Annotated in this window: 3 protein-coding genes; all 3 read right to left on the reverse strand. The window is 48.1% G+C overall.

Annotated features, from left to right (window positions below; all coding sequences use genetic code 11):
* Positions 1-3: 3 nt before the first annotated feature.
* Genes CWB99_RS07650 through CWB99_RS07660 form a run of 3 tightly spaced genes read right to left on the reverse strand, consistent with a single transcriptional unit; the run spans position 4 to position 18,928 of the window.
* Entirely contained in the window at positions 4-9,705 is a 9,702-nt protein-coding gene (locus CWB99_RS07650; RefSeq protein ID WP_138551817.1) for a non-ribosomal peptide synthetase, read from the reverse strand.
* A complete protein-coding gene (locus CWB99_RS07655; RefSeq protein WP_138551818.1) occupies positions 9,696-13,028 on the reverse strand; it encodes a condensation domain-containing protein in 3,333 nt (1,110 codons plus the stop codon). The genes CWB99_RS07650 and CWB99_RS07655 overlap by 10 nt, the downstream gene beginning before the upstream one ends.
* Positions 13,025-18,928, reverse strand: a complete 5,904-nt coding sequence (locus tag CWB99_RS07660) for a non-ribosomal peptide synthetase (protein WP_138551819.1) — start codon at positions 18,926-18,928, stop codon at positions 13,025-13,027. Before CWB99_RS07660 ends, CWB99_RS07655 begins: the two co-directional genes overlap by 4 nt.
* Positions 18,929-19,034 lie beyond the last annotated feature (106 nt).

The following is a 19,034-nucleotide window of genomic DNA, read 5'->3' on the forward strand; positions in this document are numbered from 1 at the left end:
GTACTACCACTCAAGCGTATCTAAACTGCTGTCTTCTGCTTTTGCTTTGTTTTCCTGTGCAAGCAGTGTTCTCGACAGTAGCGCGGCTTGTTCTTTTATTGTTCTTTTTTCAAATACTTCATGACTTGCCAATTCAACCTGGAACTGCGATTTGACCTCGCCTAACAGACGGATCGCAGCGATCGAATCTCCCCCAGCTTCAAAGAAGTCTTTGGTCGTACTTATCCGTTCAACACCCAGTAACCCAGACCATATCGTCATCAACTGAGACTCAGTGTCATTTTTTGGCTCAACATCTTCAGCAGTTTGTTCAAAAACAAATTGTGCCAATTTACTCTTATCTACTTTGCCATTGCTGGTCAGTGCCAGGCGCTCAATCAGCATGTAGTGCTTGGGCACCATATAATCAGGTAACAAGGTACGAAGCTGCGCCATTACATCCGCGTAAAAATCAGCCTCAGTGCCTTTCAGGGGATTGCTTTCTAAAAGCAAATGCGCAACCAATGTCTGGTTTTGTACAGACACAACCGCATTATCAATGAGCGCTATCTGTTTGAGATGACTTTCAATCTCTCCCAGCTCAACGCGGTGTCCTTGTAGCTTAACCTGACTATCTTTGCGCCCCAGGAATTTGAAGTTGCCATCAGGCATCAGACACGCGCGATCTCCGGTGCGATACAGACGAGCCTTCGTTACCGGATGGGTAATAAAGCTGTTAGCCGTTTTGCTTTCATCTCGCCAGTAACACTCGGCAAGTCCATCACCGCCAATATACAAATCGCCCTCAACCCAGAATGGCACTGGCTCAAGCTCGTGGTTCAGCACATACAAAGTTTGGTTCGCTAATGGCTTACCATAAGGAATGCTGGTCCATTGCGGGTCAACCTGCTCGATGTGGTAACTGACTGACCAAATTGCCGCTTCAGTTGCCCCACCTAAGCTAACTAGCTGAGCAGGGCAAAGCGCATTCAACATGGCAGGCAACTCCAGTGGGATCCAGTCCCCGCTCATCATGATCAAGCGTAACGATTCCAGTCTGGCCTGCTCTTTGTTGTGCTCGGCCAACATTTGCGCCAGTGCAGGCACAGAGTTCCATAGCGTAACCCCATGCGACGTCACGTAGCGATACCAGGCATCTGGATCTCTGCGCTCGCTGTGCATCGGTAGCACAACCGTGCCGCCTTGGCCTAACAGGCCAAAAATGTCGTAGACTGATAAATCAAAGCTCAGACTCGAGATCCCTAGACACACATCTTGTGCGCTTACCTGATAGGTTTGATTGATATCATCAATCGTGTTCATCGCAGCCTGGTGACTAATCGCAACCCCTTTTGGTTCACCCGTCGAGCCCGATGTAAAGATCACATACGCAAGCGCTTCTATTGAGGTGGTGTTATCCGGCAGCACAAATTTTTCGCCGGACAGCGTGTCTGCCTCAACCGCATGAATAGAACCCGGTATCAAGTGTTTAAATGTGCTGGTCGTGACGACCTGTGAGACGCCACCCAATGCCAGCAATTTCTCAACCCGGGCTGCTGGCAAATGCGCATCAATCGGCAGGTAAGCATAACCCGCTCGCAAAATACCAATGACCGCCGCCAACTGATGCCAGGATTTTTCCATCACTACGGCAACCAGCTGAGATGCCTGTGCAGGTTGCTGCAGTAACTGATGTGCAATCTCTGAACTGTACGCATCCAGCTGATCGTACGTAATCTGCTCACCACCATGGATCACAGCGACTTTTTCAGGCCGTAGCTGGAACTGCGAAAGAATTTGATCATGCAGCAATGGTGCTGTGTAAGGCTGTGCAGTCGAATTGGTCTCTGCAAGGACCTCGTTGTGTGCCGTTGGCATAACGTTCACACTCGATTCAAGCCAGGCCTGCTCTCCTGAAGACAGTGCAGATAGCACTTCCCAAAACTGCTCAAACATATCTTCAAGCATGTTATCCGGGAACAGATCCTGCACACAGTCCCAGTTACAATACAGACCGCCACGCACCTCTTCGTATTGAACATCAATCCATGTTTGTGGTGTTTGGGTGATGCCAAATTCAAATTCAGAATCATTACCAACGTCAAACGAGTTCATCGCAGCAAGGTCATACTCATCACCAGACAAGCCCAGCGTACTGGTAACCACTATCGGATAACCGGCATGCTGCCCTTTAACTGAAGTCAGTTCCCGCTGGATTTCAATGCCAGAGTAATACCTGTGTTCCAGATCCGTCCAAAGCTGCTTCTGAATGCGCTGAAAGCGCGTCGCCAGATCGGTGTTTAACTCTCGGTTGTCAACTTCAAGTAAGTTCAAAGTGGTGAAGTCGCCCAGAATATCGTTGACCTGTTCATGCATCGGATGACGGTTATAGAGCGTCAGGTTCAACATATAGTGCTGCTTGCCAACCCAGCGATTGAGCACTTCTGCAAACGCACCTAATACGATGATGGTGGGTGTCACTTCATATTGAGTCGCAATTTTCTTTAATGCTTCCCATTGAGACTTTGGCATTCTGGATGCAAGACGGTAAAACTTAGGCTCCTTGATTTCGCTGGCAGCAACTTTCAGTGGCAGCTCGGGCATTTCAGGTAATGTCTCTAAACGCGATTTCCAGTAGTTTTTCGATCCATGGTACAGGTCACTGCTTTTCAGCTGCTGCTCCGCCATCACATAATCTCTGAAACTAAGCTCATGGTGAGGCAGTTCAAGATTAGGATCGTGCATTAACTGCATCATTTCTCGGAACAGCAACAAGGTACTGGAAGCATCCAACACCAGTTCGTCCATACTGTAGTGCAGCACCGATATGCCGTCAGGTAAGTGACTAATCCGCAAATCAAACAAAGGCCACTGTTCACCGCTAAACAAGTTATGGGACAACGCGTCCCGCATGGTGTCACGATGTTGTGACACGGCCGTCTCATTGTGCTCAGCCAAATCATAACGCTTGATTCGATAGTACGGCGTATTTTCGCATATCTGCTGCATACCCGACTGGTTGATAAACATACGCAAGACGTCATGGCGATCTATCATGGCATTCCAAACCGCTTCAAAACGATCGGCATTGAGAGATTTAACCGGGATTTCCAGATAGACGTGAGACCCGACATTACCCATTTCAAAGTGCTGGCGTCTGCCAACCCAGTAAGCCTGCTGAACGTCAGTCAGTGGGTAAGGTTCTAACCGCTGCGCTCGCTGAGGCTCAATTAAAGGCAAGGTGGCTCGACTGCCCTGGTTTTGCATAATGTAATTTGACAGCGCGCGGATCGTCGGGTTACTCAACAACTCACCGATTGACAAGCTGCATGAGAGCGCTTTTTCAATGCGATTTACCAACGCGACCGCTTTTATAGAGTCTCCACCTAAATGGAAGAAGTTACTATTGGTGTCGGTGATCTCTACGCCTAAGCTGGCACGCCACACTTCCAACAAAGTTTGCTCGGTCAGGTTGGCCGGAGTCGTTTCCTGAGCTGAAGATAAGCTGGCTGGCGCAGGCAACCTGGCGCGATCCACTTTACCGTTACCGGTCAGTGGTACTTTGTCTATCTGCTCATAAATAACCGGCACCATATACTGAGGTAATTGAGACTGTAAGGTTTGCTGTATCGCATCAATCGAGACATCATCCGCGACGATATAAGCGACCAGGTTCTTTCCTGCTGCCATGTCAAAGACATGCACACAACAGTCCTGAACCCCTTCACAGGCCTTAATATGGTATTCAATTTCGCCCAGCTCTATACGGTAGCCCTGGATCTTAACCTGGGTATCATTGCGCCCTAAAAATTCAATATGACCCTTAGGGTTTAAGCGACCTCTGTCACCCGTGCGATATAAACGCTGTTGCGTTTTAGGATGGTAGATAAATGCCTGCCGGGTTTTTTCTTCATCTCCCCAATACGCTTGTGCTAACCCTTCGCCACTGATGTAAAGATCACCTTCAACCCATGGGGGCAATAAAGACATGGTGCTGGAATAAACTAAAAACCCTTGATTCGCCAATGGCATACCATAAGGAATGCTGCGCCACTGTGGATCGATCTGCGTAATGGGATAGTAAATAGACCAAATAGACGCTTCTGTTGCCCCACCCAGACTTGTCAGTTGCGCACCGGGAGTAAATTGCTGAGCTTTATCGAAAAGATCCAATGGGATCCAATCTCCGCTCATCAATACCGTTTGCAGCGTCTCGAGGGCATCACGCTGATTCACCGCAATGTAGTCGTTCAGCATCTGGAATAGTGCAGGTACTGTGTTCCAGAAGTTAACCTGATGCTCAACAACATCCTGATACCAGACCGCAGGCTCTTTAAGCGCATCCTGTGCAGGTATCACTAACGTGCCTCCCAGGCCCAAAATACCAAAAATATCAAAAACAGATAAGTCGAAGCTGAGGCTGGATAACCCATACGCCACACATTCATGATCCAGTGTAAACCGCTGCTGCACATCTTTAATGGTGTTCCAGGCTGCCTGGTGAGTAATCGCAACGCCTTTTGGCTTGCCGGTAGAACCTGAAGTAAAGATGACATAAGCCAGGTCCTCAACCGATGCACTGACGCGTGGCAACGTAACCCCTTCGTGGATGAGACGCTCAACCACCAGGTGCGTTAAGTCTGCCGGTAAAGCTGGCGCTGTTGAGGTCGTTACAACCAACTGTGCGCCACCCAGTTCTATCAGCTCCGCAATACGACTTGGTGGTAAAGTTGCGTCAATAGGTAAATAAGCGCCACCCGCTTTGTGAATGGCCAACACCGCCACAACCTGTTGCCAGCACTTGGGCATCACCACGGCCACCAAAGCATTGGGCTTGCAGTTATTTGCCAGTAATTGTGCAGCTATCTGATCACTGAGCCGATCCAGTTCAGCATAGCTCAGCTGGACGTCTTCATTAATGAGTGCAATTTTCTCTGCGTGATTGGCTACTTGTGCAACAAAAGCCTGGTGCAATAAAGCAGGTTCAATCGCAGCACTGCTCGCATTGAGCGCATCAAAATAAGGCTTAGCGATGGCTTCGGCCTGGACAGCGCACTGTGCTTTTTCGAGCTTCATCGGAGCCGCCAGAATCTCTTCCAGATGTTCCCAAAATGCCTCAAACATATCGTCTAGCATGCCTTCTGGGAACAATCCAACGACGCTATCCCAATCACAGTAAAGCCGACCACGAGCTTCGATCAGCTTCACATCTAACCATACCTGAGACGTCTGAGTGATAGAGAATGGACCATGACCCAGAGAGTCAACGCCCATAATGTCTTCCAGGGTCGTGTCTGTGCTTTCCAGGCCCAAGGTACTGGTCAATACGATTGGGTAGCTCTGTTGGCCACCCTGGTGCTGGCTGATCAGCTTTTGTAGTTCAATGCCATCAAATGCACCGTGTTCAAGATTTTTCCAGAGTTTTTTCTGAAGGCGTTTCAATCGGGTAATACGATTTTCTTTACCCGCATTAAACTCCATGTCAAGCAGGGATAAAGAGGTGAAATCACCCACTAGTGAAGACACGCCCGGATGAATATCCTGACGGTTGAACAAAGTCAGGTTCAGCGCGAACCTCGATTGCTGTGTCCAGTTGGCCAACACATCAGAGAAAGTATCTATAATCAGGCAGGTAGGCGTCAACTGGTGAATGCCGCACACCTTCTTGAGCCGCGACCATTTTTCGGCATCCATCATACGTGACCGACGCTCAAATTTTGGTACCTCGATTTCCTGTGGATCACACGCCAGTGGTAATTGGGGAGCACCCGGGAACTCTTTCGCCAGTTCACTCCAGTACGCTCGGGCTTGTTCATATTTGTCACCGCCCCGAGCCTGCTCAAGCGACATCACATAGTCGCGGAAAGTCAGATCGATTGCCGGAAGCTGTAACTGGGGTTCTGCGATGAGTTTTCCCAACTCTCGGGTAAGTAGCATCAAACTCGACGCATCAATGATCAGGGCGTCGATACTGAAGTGGATCATCGCCTGCTCATCACTCAGCTTACTGATCCGAATATCAAACAGTGGCCACTGTGTTCCGGAGAAAACATGGTGTGACATCTCTTCACGCAAGCTGGCAAAATGGCCATCTTCGCTGTCCGATGGTGCCAAGGCGTATTCGGTGAATTGATACTCTGGGACATCCGCCAGACAATGCTGCATGCCATCTTCATTGATCACCATACGTAGCATGTCGTGGCGCTCTATCAGCTTCAGCCAGGCCGCTTTAAAGCGTTCGATATAGTGAGCAGGCAGCGGCAGTTCGGTGTAACTGTGTGTGCCCACGTTACCCAGTGTGAAATCATCACTTCGACCAACCAAATAAGCTCTTTGTACCTCAGTTAATGGGAAAGGCGCATAGCGGTTTTCATCATCCCGTACTGTGGTCTGTTGCGTTTCAAGGTGGGTTTCTGTCTGCGCGATTACTGCGGCGAGCGCAGCAATGTTACCCTGCTCCAACACCTGAACTGTGGTCACCGCCACTTGCAATTGCTCCTTAAGCATATTCACTAACTGAACCGCTTTCAGAGAGTTACCGCCCAACGAGAAGAAATCGTCCTGAACAGAGATTTTGTCTGCTTGCAAGTTCAGGGCTGTAGCCCATAACTCACGAAGTTGTGATTCAAGCGCATTCTTAGGCTCGACAATGTCAGACCCACCTTCAGCAGCAGGTAAACGCGCCACATCTATTTTACCGTTGGCAGTCACCGGTAATGCATCGAGTAACAAGATATCGTGCGGCACCATATACCTGGGTAAATTATTGATCAGACTTTCACGCACTGATTGAACCGATAACTCACTATCACGTGATACCGCATAAGCAACCAGGCGGCTCCCCGTTTCGTCGAGCTGAACATAGGTTGCAGTGATCCCGGGGTATGATAAAACAGCATTTTCGACTTCAGTGACATCAACACGATAGCCACTAATCTTTAACTGTCGGTCGGCTCTGTGAAGATACTCAAGGCGGCCACTGGGTAACCAACGGACAATATCACCCGTTTTATAAACGCGCTCCATATTGCCATCAATGTCAATCTCCAAAAACGCCTCAGCCGTTTGTTGCGGCTCATTCAGGTAACCCTGTGCGATACTTTGGCCGCCCAGGTAGAGCATACCAGGTGTACCAACAGGCTGATGTTGATATGCCTCATTGAGCACAAAACACTTATAATTTGCCAGTGGCTGACCAATCGCATATTTATCTGCTTCCGCTGTCACAAATTGCGTAGTTGCGACCACCGTTGCCTCAGTTGGACCATAGGTATTAACCAGCGCAATCTCCGTTGTCTGCACCCAATGATCGATATGCCACGGCTGCGCCGCCTCACCGCCAATAATACACAGACGCACAGTTTGTGCGTGCTGCTTTAATACCTCTGGTGCGCTCTCCTGACACAGTACATGCCAAAATGACGTTGGCAACGCCAGCACAGAGATCTGAAACTGTTCAATGCGTTGCCAGTATGTCGCAATGCTATCCATCACATCAGCGGGTTTAAGTACCAGTTTCGCGCCATTACATAAGGTGACGAATAGCTCCTCAATACTCGCGTCAAAACCAAGCGAAGCAAACTGCATCACCGTATCCTGCGCACTCATCGCATATCGCTCTGTCGCAGCAGCCACATAGTTCAGTAACTGCGCATGACCTATCTGTACGCCTTTTGGTGTACCCGTACTACCGGACGTGAAGATGATATATGCATCCGCGTGACTAAGCGTGTCCAACTCTGGGAGAGACACTGTCAGTGATAAGTCAGCCGGAGCCAGACAAACCGGCACAAACGCCACTGCAGATAGCGCTTCGGCGCGTTCTTTGAATGTAGCGCTTCCGGTTACAAAACGGGCCTCACACAATGACGCGATTTGTCGGAATCGCTCCACAGGGGCACCTAATTCAACAGGTACATAAGTGGCACCGGCTCGCATGATCGCCAACGCAGCAACCACAGTTTCAATAGATGACTCTGCGGCAACCATCACCCGAGCCCCTGGCGTTACCCCCTGGCTGATCAGGTGTTGCGCATTCACTTTAACCAACTCCAGCAACTGCGTATAAGACACATTTTGTGTTTCGCTGACCAAGGCAATGGCATCTCCACGCTGTGATGCCAGTAACTCAAACACCGATGAGGCTGACACCTCAAGCTGCTTACCCTGGCTCCAGTGCTTTATTTGTTGCTGCTGTTCAAAGGTTAAGACTTGAATGCTGTCCAGCTCACTGTCAGGGCTTGCAATCACGTGTGCAACGATTTGTTCCAGTGAGTCATGGAACCCTTGTACATCGCTATGTGTAAACAGATCACTTGCATATTCCCACTCAAACTCAAGCAGGCCATCCACTTCGCTAACATTGAGGTACAAATCAACTTTGGTCGATTTGCTTGACAAGGGCACCACTTCAACATCCGCACCGCAAAGAGATAAAGTTGGTTGCTGTGTTGACTGAAAGCTCAGCATCACCTGATAAACCGGGTGATGCGCCGCGTCGCGCTTGATATTGAGTGCTTCTACCAGCTTCTCAAACGGCAGCGCCTGGTGCTCAAAAGAGGCGCTGAGCTCATCTTTACAATTGCTAATAAGCTCAGCGAACGATTGTGTTGATGAGACTTGCTGGCGCAAGACTAAGCTATTAACAAAATTACCGATAACCTGTTCAAGGGCCGCTTGTTCACGACTTGCCGTTGGGGTGCCAATTACCACATCATCTCGGCCGGCATAACGATGTAAAAACACCACATAAATAGCATAAATAACGTTGAACAAAGAGGTATCAAACTGCTCCGAAAGGCGGGTAAGTCCTTGATAATTTTCAGGCGTGAGCTTTGCTCTGAATACTGCCCCCTGATAGCTTTGTACTTTTGGGCGGGCAGGAATAGTCGGTAATGTATTATCCGACTCTATGCCTAACAGATGATCTTTCCAATATGTGAGGTGCTGCTGAACTTTATCTTCGCTCAACATCTCACTTTGCCACACTGCGTAATCCAAATAACGCACTGGCGATTTAGCCAGCTCAGGCATCTCATGGCCCATTCTGCGTGCATAAAAATGTGCCAACTCATCTAATAGAACTTTTATAGACAAGCCATCAACAGCCATGTGATGCACATTGATAAATAAGGCGCTTTTGTTATCAGGCAGCGTCGCCACAAACGCTTTGAGCATCAAGTCCTGTTGCAAATCAAAAGACCGTTTACTCTCTTCTGCCACTTTTTCATCTAGCAACGCCGAACACTGCTGTGTGTCCGCAAAATCCACCACTTCAAGTTCGAACGGCACGTCATGATTAATTTTCTGTAACCAGCGTCCCGCATTTTCAAAGTAAGTTGTTCTAAGCGATGGCTGATTTTCGATAACATCGGCAAACGCGCCCTGCAAGTTTGCGATATCCAGCGTACCATTAATATAGAACAAGGCCGGGATGTTGTACTTACTGTTACTGCCTTCAACCAAGTCACTGAGGAAAATTGCGCGCTGCTGAAATGAAAGCGCATCTATTTCATCGTGGCCCAGACGCATCAGCTGCGTATCTTGTGTTTCTTCACTGCTGTACTTAGTTAACAGCGCCAGAATATCTGCTTTATTGGCACGAATGACGTCAATACGCGCCTTATCAATATTTCCTTTTTCTTTAAAAACACCAAGCTCGCCATTTTTAACTTTAAATTTAATACCTTCGCTGGCGCACTCTAAAAGAAACTTTCTTATATCCATAGTCCTTCCACTTCTTCTGGTTCGTCTTCTAAAACGACATTTTTTATTATTTTCTTTCTATTCTGTTCATCCCGGATCAAGACGCTAAGCTTATTAACGGTCGGTGCGCCGTAAATATCCTTAACACTCAACTCAAGTTCAAAATACTGATTTACTTCGCGTAACAACCTCATCAATACCAGTGAGTCCCCACCTGACTTGAAAAAGCTCACGTCAGGGTCAATGGCCCGCATCCCCAATCCGGTTGTCCAAATGGTCATGATTTGACTGGCATCATCGGTAACGGGTAAATCACTGCTGAGTTCAGTAGTGGGTTGTTTAAACTCAGCGACTAAGCCCGCCCAGTCAGCCTTACCATTTGCATTGGTTGGCACGTGCGAAACCAAGTGAATATGCGAGGGCACCATGTAACTGGGTAACAAGTCACTGAGTCCCTGAGAGATGTTTTCCGGGCACAGTGAACCAGAGGCCGGCTGTTGAACAAATAATACGAGCTCTGCACTTTGCTGGTTACTGATAAGGCAAGCATGAGCTGCCTGGACACCGTCAATGGGCACCGTTGCATTGGTGATTTCATCAAGCTCAATGCGATAACCCAACAACTTCACCTGATTGTCGGCACGACCCAAAAACTGCAGTTCACCACAGTCAACCTGACGCACCAGATCACCGGTCATATAAACTCGGTGAGTCTTTCCTGCAATGGACACGTATTGAAATTTATCGTCCGTTAGAGCTGCTCTGTTGAGGTATTTATCCGCCAGACCAGGGCCAAAAATAGCCAGCTCACCGACCACACCATGGGGGACAACCTGCTGATTTTTAAGAATACACATACCATAGTTCGGCAATGGCGCGTGCAGCAGGGCAAGCGCACTTTCTGCTGAGTCCCGATGTAACTCTTTCAACATGGCGTAAACACAGATTTCAGTCGGCCCATAGCCATTAAACAGGCGTCCGACCTGGTTCAGTAATGATGCACTGAACTTGGGCAGCAAGGGTTCTCCACCGCAGATCAAAGTCAGGTTGTCAGTTGGTTGCCAACCTGCCTCCAGCAATAACTGCACCCTTGAGGGGGTCGACTGATAAACATTCGCGTTGTAGCGCATCAACGCACGCAAGGTATCATCCGGATAACGCGCTTCATCATCATTCGCTACGATCGAGGTACCGCCTGCCAATAACGGGGCGAATAGCTCAATCAGACTCATGTCAAAACTGAATGAGGTCGTTGCAAACAGGCGTGTCGCCTTATCCAATTCCAGACGCTCACAACAACCCAGTAGCTGGTTAACCAGGGCTCGCTGAGAGAGCTGCACCCCTTTAGGTTTTCCGGTCGTGCCGGATGTATACATGATGTAGGCAGGTAAATGCGTCTCGGTCTGAGCAGCAACCCGGACACTAGACTGTCTGTCTTGTAACAGCCAATTCAGATCGATGGCCTGCGCAGTCGAATCAGCCAGCTCTAAACCATGACTGATAATCGCGGTACTGTCACTGTCAGACAGAATATAGTTTATACGTTTAGTTGGCAGGCCAGTATCGAGTGGGATATACACAGTGCCTAGCCTGAACAAGGCCAATATCAGAGGCACCTGGTAGTAGCTTCTGGGCAGTGCAACGGCGACCTTGTCGCCTTGTTTAATGCCTAGCTCGCTCAAATTCGTACTGATCGTATCAATCAGGTCCGCTAACGCCTGGTACGTAACAGATTCCCCATTACTGATCAGGGCCGTTGCCTTGTCGTTACTTGTGCTATGCAAGATCAGCTGCTCTAGGGTCGCATCCCGATGTGAATTTGTCGCATCAGCGAGCATCACACTCTGTGCGGTACTTTTAAGCTGATACTGACTTAAAACTGTGTTATCGCACTCCAGTATTAACCCTATCAGTTCCAATAATTCATTAGACCAACGAGAGATAGTCTTTGCGTCAAACAGATCCGTATTATATTGCCATTGAAAGTTGTAGTGATTGTCTTCGACATCCACAGCCAGAAACAAATCATACTTAGCAATATGGTGCTCCCCAGGTACTTTTTGCACCGCAAGCGCATCCCAATGCGCTCCACCAAACTCGTAGTCACGAAAGGCAAACATCAACTGAAAAATCGGCGAGAAGCTCAAACTGCGTTCACCCGGCATCGCTTCAACCAACAGCTCAAAGGGCGCGAACTGATCTTCCAGCACGGCCAGCACCATGGCGTTATAACGTGACAAGTAATCAGTGAACACGTCGTCCTGCGTGAAGTCATAATTCAGCACAACATTGTTGGAAAACATGCCAATAAGGTTTTCAAGTTCAGGCTTTGCACGGCCCGCAACAGGCACCCCAATGCACAGATGCGGATCATCACTGTATTTAGACAACAATAATGAATAACACGCACTCAAAAACACAAACTCTGTCAGTTTGTGTCGCGCACAAAAAGCTTGCACTGCGCGCCTGAAAGCAGAGTCCGCTGACGTATTGATTGAAGCCCCACGAAATGTCTGCATGGCTCCTCTGGCTTTATCCAGGGGCAATGAATGCACTTGCGGCGCTTCACGTAATCTGTGACAGGCTTTTTCAATTGCCTCGTCATAGCAACCAAGCGCAATGCCATCCGCCTGCCATTGACAAAAATCCTGATACGTCACGGCAAGTGACTCTAAGTTCGTCTGACGCCCCTGAATATACTGCTCATAGCTATTTTTCAGCTCATTCAGCATCAGTTGTTCAGACCACGCATCACCGATAAAATGATGGGTGACGATAGACAAGTAGCTTTTGTCGTCAGTACACTGAAACAAGCACGCCCGCAGCAGCAAATCACTCTCAATCTCGAAAGGGATGTGCTGATGGTCACGCACCTTCTCTTGTAGCGCATCTGCCGAAGTATCATCGACCTGCACTGTTATTAAGCTAAACGATACGTCAGGGTTTTCCTGCAACAAACCACGCTGATCGGGTACCAGACACAATAGCTCATGCCTGGCCAGTAACGCTTTAAACGCATGTTCCAGCGCATCGTGATCCACTTCCCCTGTGAGCATCAGGACCAGCTGTTCATTATAAACGGGCTCACCTTGCGTTAACCAGTGACTCGCCAGAATGCGACGCTGAGGACTAGAGCAAGGCACAGGTAAAGTGGATTTTGGGATCTGAGCAAGGTGTGCTTTTTGCTTATAATAGACAAGCAAAGCTTCCTTATGCTGTTTCATCCGTGCAAGTAAGTCGGGCGTCAGGGCGCCTTTTGGCGCACTGTATTTTAACTGTCCATTAAACACACTGAGCTGGATGCCATGGCTTTCAAGTTGTTTTACCAGTTCTTTGATGCTCACAACACACCCTCTTCCAGTTCCAGTGTTTCAGGCACTGACTGGCACGAGAGCTGCGCCCGAATGAGTCCCTCTAATTGCCTCAATGTCGAGTGCTCAAACAAACTTGCCAGTGCGAGGTCGGTTTCAAAGTGCGCATTGATACGGGTCAGCATTTTGACCGCATTAATGGAATTAACGCCCATTTCAATAAACGACTCGTCCAGACCAATGTCTTGCCGGTCAATGATACTTGTCCATAGCTCTTTGAGGTATTTGAGAATGTCACTATCTATATTGGCGTCGCTCTGTTCGGCCTGAAGCGGTCGTACCGGGGCCTTTTCCAGCATACCAATTAATGTTTTTATATCCACTTTGCTGTTCGATGTCAGGGGCAGCTGACTCAGTACCCGCACTTCATGCGGCTGCATATAACGCGGTAAATTCGTTGCCAGGTGTTGCTTGACCTGCTGTTGATATTTACGTGCAACCATTGACGACAAAGAAGAAGATACGGCACCGGTAACCCCAGGTTGCGCTTGCACCTGGCGATAGACATCCATTTTGACCGTGCCCACAGCCAAAGTATGTAGCATTTCCTGTCCTTCGCTTAAACACAACCGCTCAGCCAACCCAGAAAACTGTGTATAGCCGAGAGGACAAACACCCAGCCCGTTACTTTTCGCTTCTGACATCAACAACTGCGACATATAGCCGGCTTCTAGCAGGCCAAAATCTCTAGCTTTGGCGCCATATTTTGCCCCAATTCGTTGAGTATCAGAGGCCAGATACAACACGAAGTTTGCATCTGCAGTAATCTCTGCGACCCCGCCAAACTCAACCTGCTGATACAACTCACAATCATCACTCAGGTACACAACTTGATGAGTGTCGGGCTCGTATGCATAAAACCCAGGTACCAACGCGCCGCAAGGTTTAAGTAAATGCAGATAAATCTGAACTGCATAAATGCCGCCGGCTGATGGGTAACGGTATTTAATCGCGCCCGTTTCTGGCATTTTCCATCGCGACACGGCCGACAAATAGTGCCCCAAAGACGCCTCGCTCAGCTCTGCAGCGGTGTCAAAGGATCTAATTGACTGGCGATCCAGATAGTGCTGAGCCACATCGGCATCTGTATTGAGCAGCAAAGCATGTTTGGGCTCAATATTTTCCGCTGTGACAAACAAAGCCAGCTGACGTGCATCATCTTCACCATAAGGAACGGCCATGGCCCCTTTCACGAAAGGCAGCTGACGACAGGTGCTTTCTAGCTCTCCCAACTCAATTCGAAAACCATTGAGCTTGATCTGGTTATCTTTGCGACCACAGAAACGGATATTGCCATCACTCTGATAAGCGCCTAAGTCGCCTGTGCGGTATACTTGTTCCTTGATGGACGGGCACCAGAAAAACGCCTGCTGAGTTTTTTCCTGATCGTTCAGGTAGCCCTGCGCAAGACCACTTCCAGCGATAAAAAGCTCACCGACTTTACCGGGTTCGACGGGCGCTAGCTGCTCATCCAGAATATAGAAGCGTTGGTTGTCCAACGGTTTACCATAAGGGATGTACCCTAGTTCTTCATGCTCCTTCCCTGTTACGGAATAATAAATCGACCAAATAGATGCTTCTGTTGCACCACCCATATTAATTACGGACGAATAAGGTAGGACCTTACCAATCATGACGGACAAGGCCGATGGAAACCAATCACCACTGAGCTGAGTGGCACGTATACTCTGGAGCTGGCGATTTGACTCATTCAGATAGTCACACAACAATGACATACTGGCTGGCACGCTGTTCCAAATTGTTACCTTGTGTGCCTCTATCAAGTCTGCCCACTGCTTCGGAGCCTGTGATGCGCTGGCAAGTACAATACTGCCCCCAACACTTAACATGCCAAACAGATCATAGATAGCGAGATCAAAGGTCAGCTCTGACAAAGCCAAAACCGTGTCGTCATACTTTGCGTGCCATAACTTATTCACACTCTCGATGGTGTTCATCGCACTTCGGTGCTCAATTGCCACGCCTTTTGGCACACCAGTAGATCCTGACGTAAAAATGACATAGGCCAGCTTATCTGGCTGCGACTTATTCAATATCTGGTCGTTGGATGGCCGAGTCAAAACAGCATCACCACAGCGATAAACCGTATTTATCTGTGCCTCAATAGGTTGTGCAATAGACGTTGCATGATCAGTCACTATCAGCTCGGCATTAGCCTGCGTGATTATGGACTGAAATCTCGATGGCGGAGTGTCGGGATCGACAGGAATAAATATGCCCCCAGCTTGTAGCACAGCAATCGCCAGTGCCAGCTGACGCCAACTTTTCTGCGCTGCAACAATCACCCTATCACCTGGCTGACAGTGCTGTTCGGCTAACCGGTGTGCAATCGCATTGCTGAAGTGCAGTAACTCTCGATAAGTCACGGTATGATCGCCATCAATGATAGCCACCTTATCTGGCATCACCGTCGCACACTTTAGAAAATCGTCAATCAGTGTGTTAGGAGGACAATTTACATGGGTGTCATTTGCAGCAACAATATTCGAATGCGGCATCGGAGTATCAGCATCTTGTACAACAGGCCACTCTTCGCCACCCCGGGCAAGGTGCTCTAATAGGGAAGCATATCCCTCAAACATATCTGCCAGCGCAGCTTCATCGAACGCATGTTGTTCAAAATCCCAACATACTCTTATCCCATCATTAGTCCTCATAACCTGACAATCAAGCTGAACTTGTGGGGTTCTGGTAACTGAGTAATTCAAACGCCCCATGGTCGCTTCAAATTGCTCTAATCCGGCGCTTCGCTCTAAATCCAGTAAGTTCGTAAAAACAACCGGATAAAAAGCATGTTTGTGCTGCTGTCTGACTAAATCTAACAATTCAATGCCAGAAATAGCGCTGTATTTCAGTGTATCTCTCGTCTCTGCCATGGTGGCTTTTGCCAGTTGTGCCAGAGTCCGACATTTATTCAAATCAAACGAGGTGAGCGTGAAACTCGAAAAGTGCCCGATTGCTTCGGCAAGTCCCGGCCTCAACTCACTGCGATTTTGTAACGGCACATTTATGGTGAAAGACTGGTTGAGCGATTTGTCTGACAGTGCTTTGGCAAATGCAGACAACAAAATAGCATGTCTTGTTACACCCAGCTGCTTGGCTAGATTATCCAGGCTGCCTAACTGTGCAGCAGAAAAATCTCGATATAGCCGCTTGAAAGCAGGCCGTGCTTTGTGTCCGGTATGGCGAGAGGCTTGTAGTTGAGGGCTCATCGGTAAGGTGCCAATGCGTGCCTGCCAGTATTCGGTGCTGATTTGGATCTTTGCTTCATCTCGGTGAGATGGCAGATAACGACAAAAATACTCAAACCCAAAGTTCTGCTTTTGTGGCTTTGAGCGCTCACCACGATAGTAACTACCAAACAGTGAGAATATTTTTATGATGCTGGTTGCGTCTAAAAACGTGCCATCCAACAGAATATGAAGTCGTTTGAGCTGAGATGATAACGCTGTCACCTTTAGCTCGAAAGGCGGCCAGGCTTCAATATCCAGCGTTTTGGATTCCATTTTGGCACGCGTATTCTGCAAATGATTAGTCTGTGCTTCAGCTGGCAGGGCAGTGATGTCTTCGCACTCAATGTGATAGTCAGGGACGTCTGGTAAAATACGCTGCATACTTGGCATATCCAGCACAGCTCTGAGCATAGGCACCTCTTGCACCACACAATGCAGGGCGTCCTGTAACCGCGTCAAATCAATATTGCCATCAAACTCAAAGTAAGACTGGAGTGCTACCCCACCCATTTTCATCTGATCCAATTTGCCCAACACGTAACCCATTTGGACATCTGTCAGTGGAAAGCTGGTGCTATCAACAGGTTCATTGATGCTTAGCTTGTTGGCATCATGGCACACAGAGAATTGCCACTGATGTGCATTTAACAGCTCTGAAAAGCTCGCTGTTTCAAGCAAAGTTTCAATGGTGATTGTCGACTTAGAGCAAAGGTCAAGGCGGTGCGCCAGTGAACCGGCTTTAATGGAATTGACACCCAAATCAGTTAACGACAGATGCGGCTCTATCTTGCTAACCGGGAGCTCACACTCCTGCGCTAAGATATCACGTAAGGCCAGCCAGTTGTCTTCATGTGGCTGCGAACTTGCGGGCGGCTTAACTGGCTGTTGGTAAGTATCGAATCCCTTAATTAATGACAATTCATTATTGAGAATGGCAGCCAGACACGCGCGCCTTTTCACCTTGCCCGACGTCGTTTTTAGCATTGTTGCTGGCTTAATAAGAGCAATATACTCAATTTCCAGCTGGTGCTCAGCGGACACTATGGTACGAATTTGCTGACATACGGCATCCGCATCTATTTTCCTCAAAGCCGTCCGCATAATCTCGGCGACAACAAAGACTTTCTCGACGTCGCCAATTTCTTTGGATGAAACAGCAATGCCATCGGACATGACACAATCAATATTGTTCGCAATCGTAGATTCAATATCTTGTGGGTAATGGTTTTTGCCATTGACGATAATCAGGTCACTTGCACGGCCTGTTATATAGAGGTGCCCATCATGCAAAAAACCAAGATCACCAGTTCTGAGAAACGGACCTTTGCCACAGGATGTTATTGCATTAAAAGTTTCTTCGGTCGCAACCTCGTTGTTAAAATACCCTTTGACAACACTTGGACCTTTAAGCCATACCTCGCCCTCGTGTAGGTCCTTGCTAATACTGTTGTCATCTCGATTCACGATCACAATATCAGTACCATCCTGGTTGACACCGCAAGAAGGTAGCTGTTTGGCCAGCTCAGGCGTTTCACAAATTTCTAGCTGGTTGTTTTCAAGCTTTTCCTTGTTCAGGCTCAGATAGCGAGGAGTTTCGTCAACCGCTACCCCAGTGATCATCAACGTTGATTCAGCCATACCGTAACAAGGAACAAACGCCTTGAAGTTGAAGCCAAATGGTTCAAAGCGAGTTTTAAAGCGCTGCAATGTTTCCCATTTAACGGGCTCAGCGCCATTGAACACCCCTTTCAGAGCAGACAAATCCAGCTCTGCCGAAGCCGCCTGCTCAGTACTAATGCGCTGTGCGCACAAGTCGTATCCAAAGTTAGGGCCACCGGTGTAGGTTGCTCTGTATTTACTACACAAAATTAGCCACTGGAGTGGGTTTTGAACAAAGGCTGCTGGCGACATCAAAACCAAGGTGCCCCCGACATAAAGCAGGTGCATCAAAATACCAATCATGCCTGCGTCATGGAACAAAGGTAACCATGACACACTCACCGTGTCCTCAGCAGAATCAAATGAGCGAGCAATCAATTTCGCATTACTCAAAACATTACTGTGCGTGACCATTGCCCCTTTAGGTGCGCTTGTAGAACCGGATGTATATTGCAAGAAAGCGAGGGCGTTTCCTTCTGGAAATGCAATGTTAAACTCGCTATCACATCGCAATTTTAAGTCACGACTAGTTAACATTTGAATATATTCATAACCTTGTTGCTGTGAAAGCCAATTATGGTATTTCTCTATATATCCAGATTCACCAATGACAGCTAAGGCTTGAGAATCCTGCACAATAGGCATTAATTTTTGCCATTGCGGCTCCTTTGCTGCTGGCCTGTGAACAGGCACAGGAATGGCTCCTGCTAACAAACACCCCAAAAAACACTTAACAAAATCAATACCTTGACCAAACACAAGCAAAACAGACTTACCCTGAAGACCCTGTTGAAGTAGGTGTTGAGCAATATTTAAGCTGGATGTGTATAGTTCTTTGTATGTCACCGAGGTCTGTTGTGTGTTGTCCTCGAAGATAATTGCTTTTTTAGTGGCTTTAGTGACTGAGTAATATTGAATGACGTCCAGGATTGAATCCCATGTATTATTCTTATGTTCCATCTTTCAACCTTTTTCCTTCTCGCGCACAACCCTACTGAGACTTCTCCTCATCCCTGAATAAGCTCTTACATGTTGGGTGGCTAGCGAGTTTCTTTATTGAGTACAA

The organism is Pseudoalteromonas rubra (genome assembly GCF_005887095.1).
GTDB classification, from domain to species: Bacteria; Pseudomonadota; Gammaproteobacteria; order Enterobacterales; family Alteromonadaceae; genus Pseudoalteromonas; species Pseudoalteromonas rubra_E.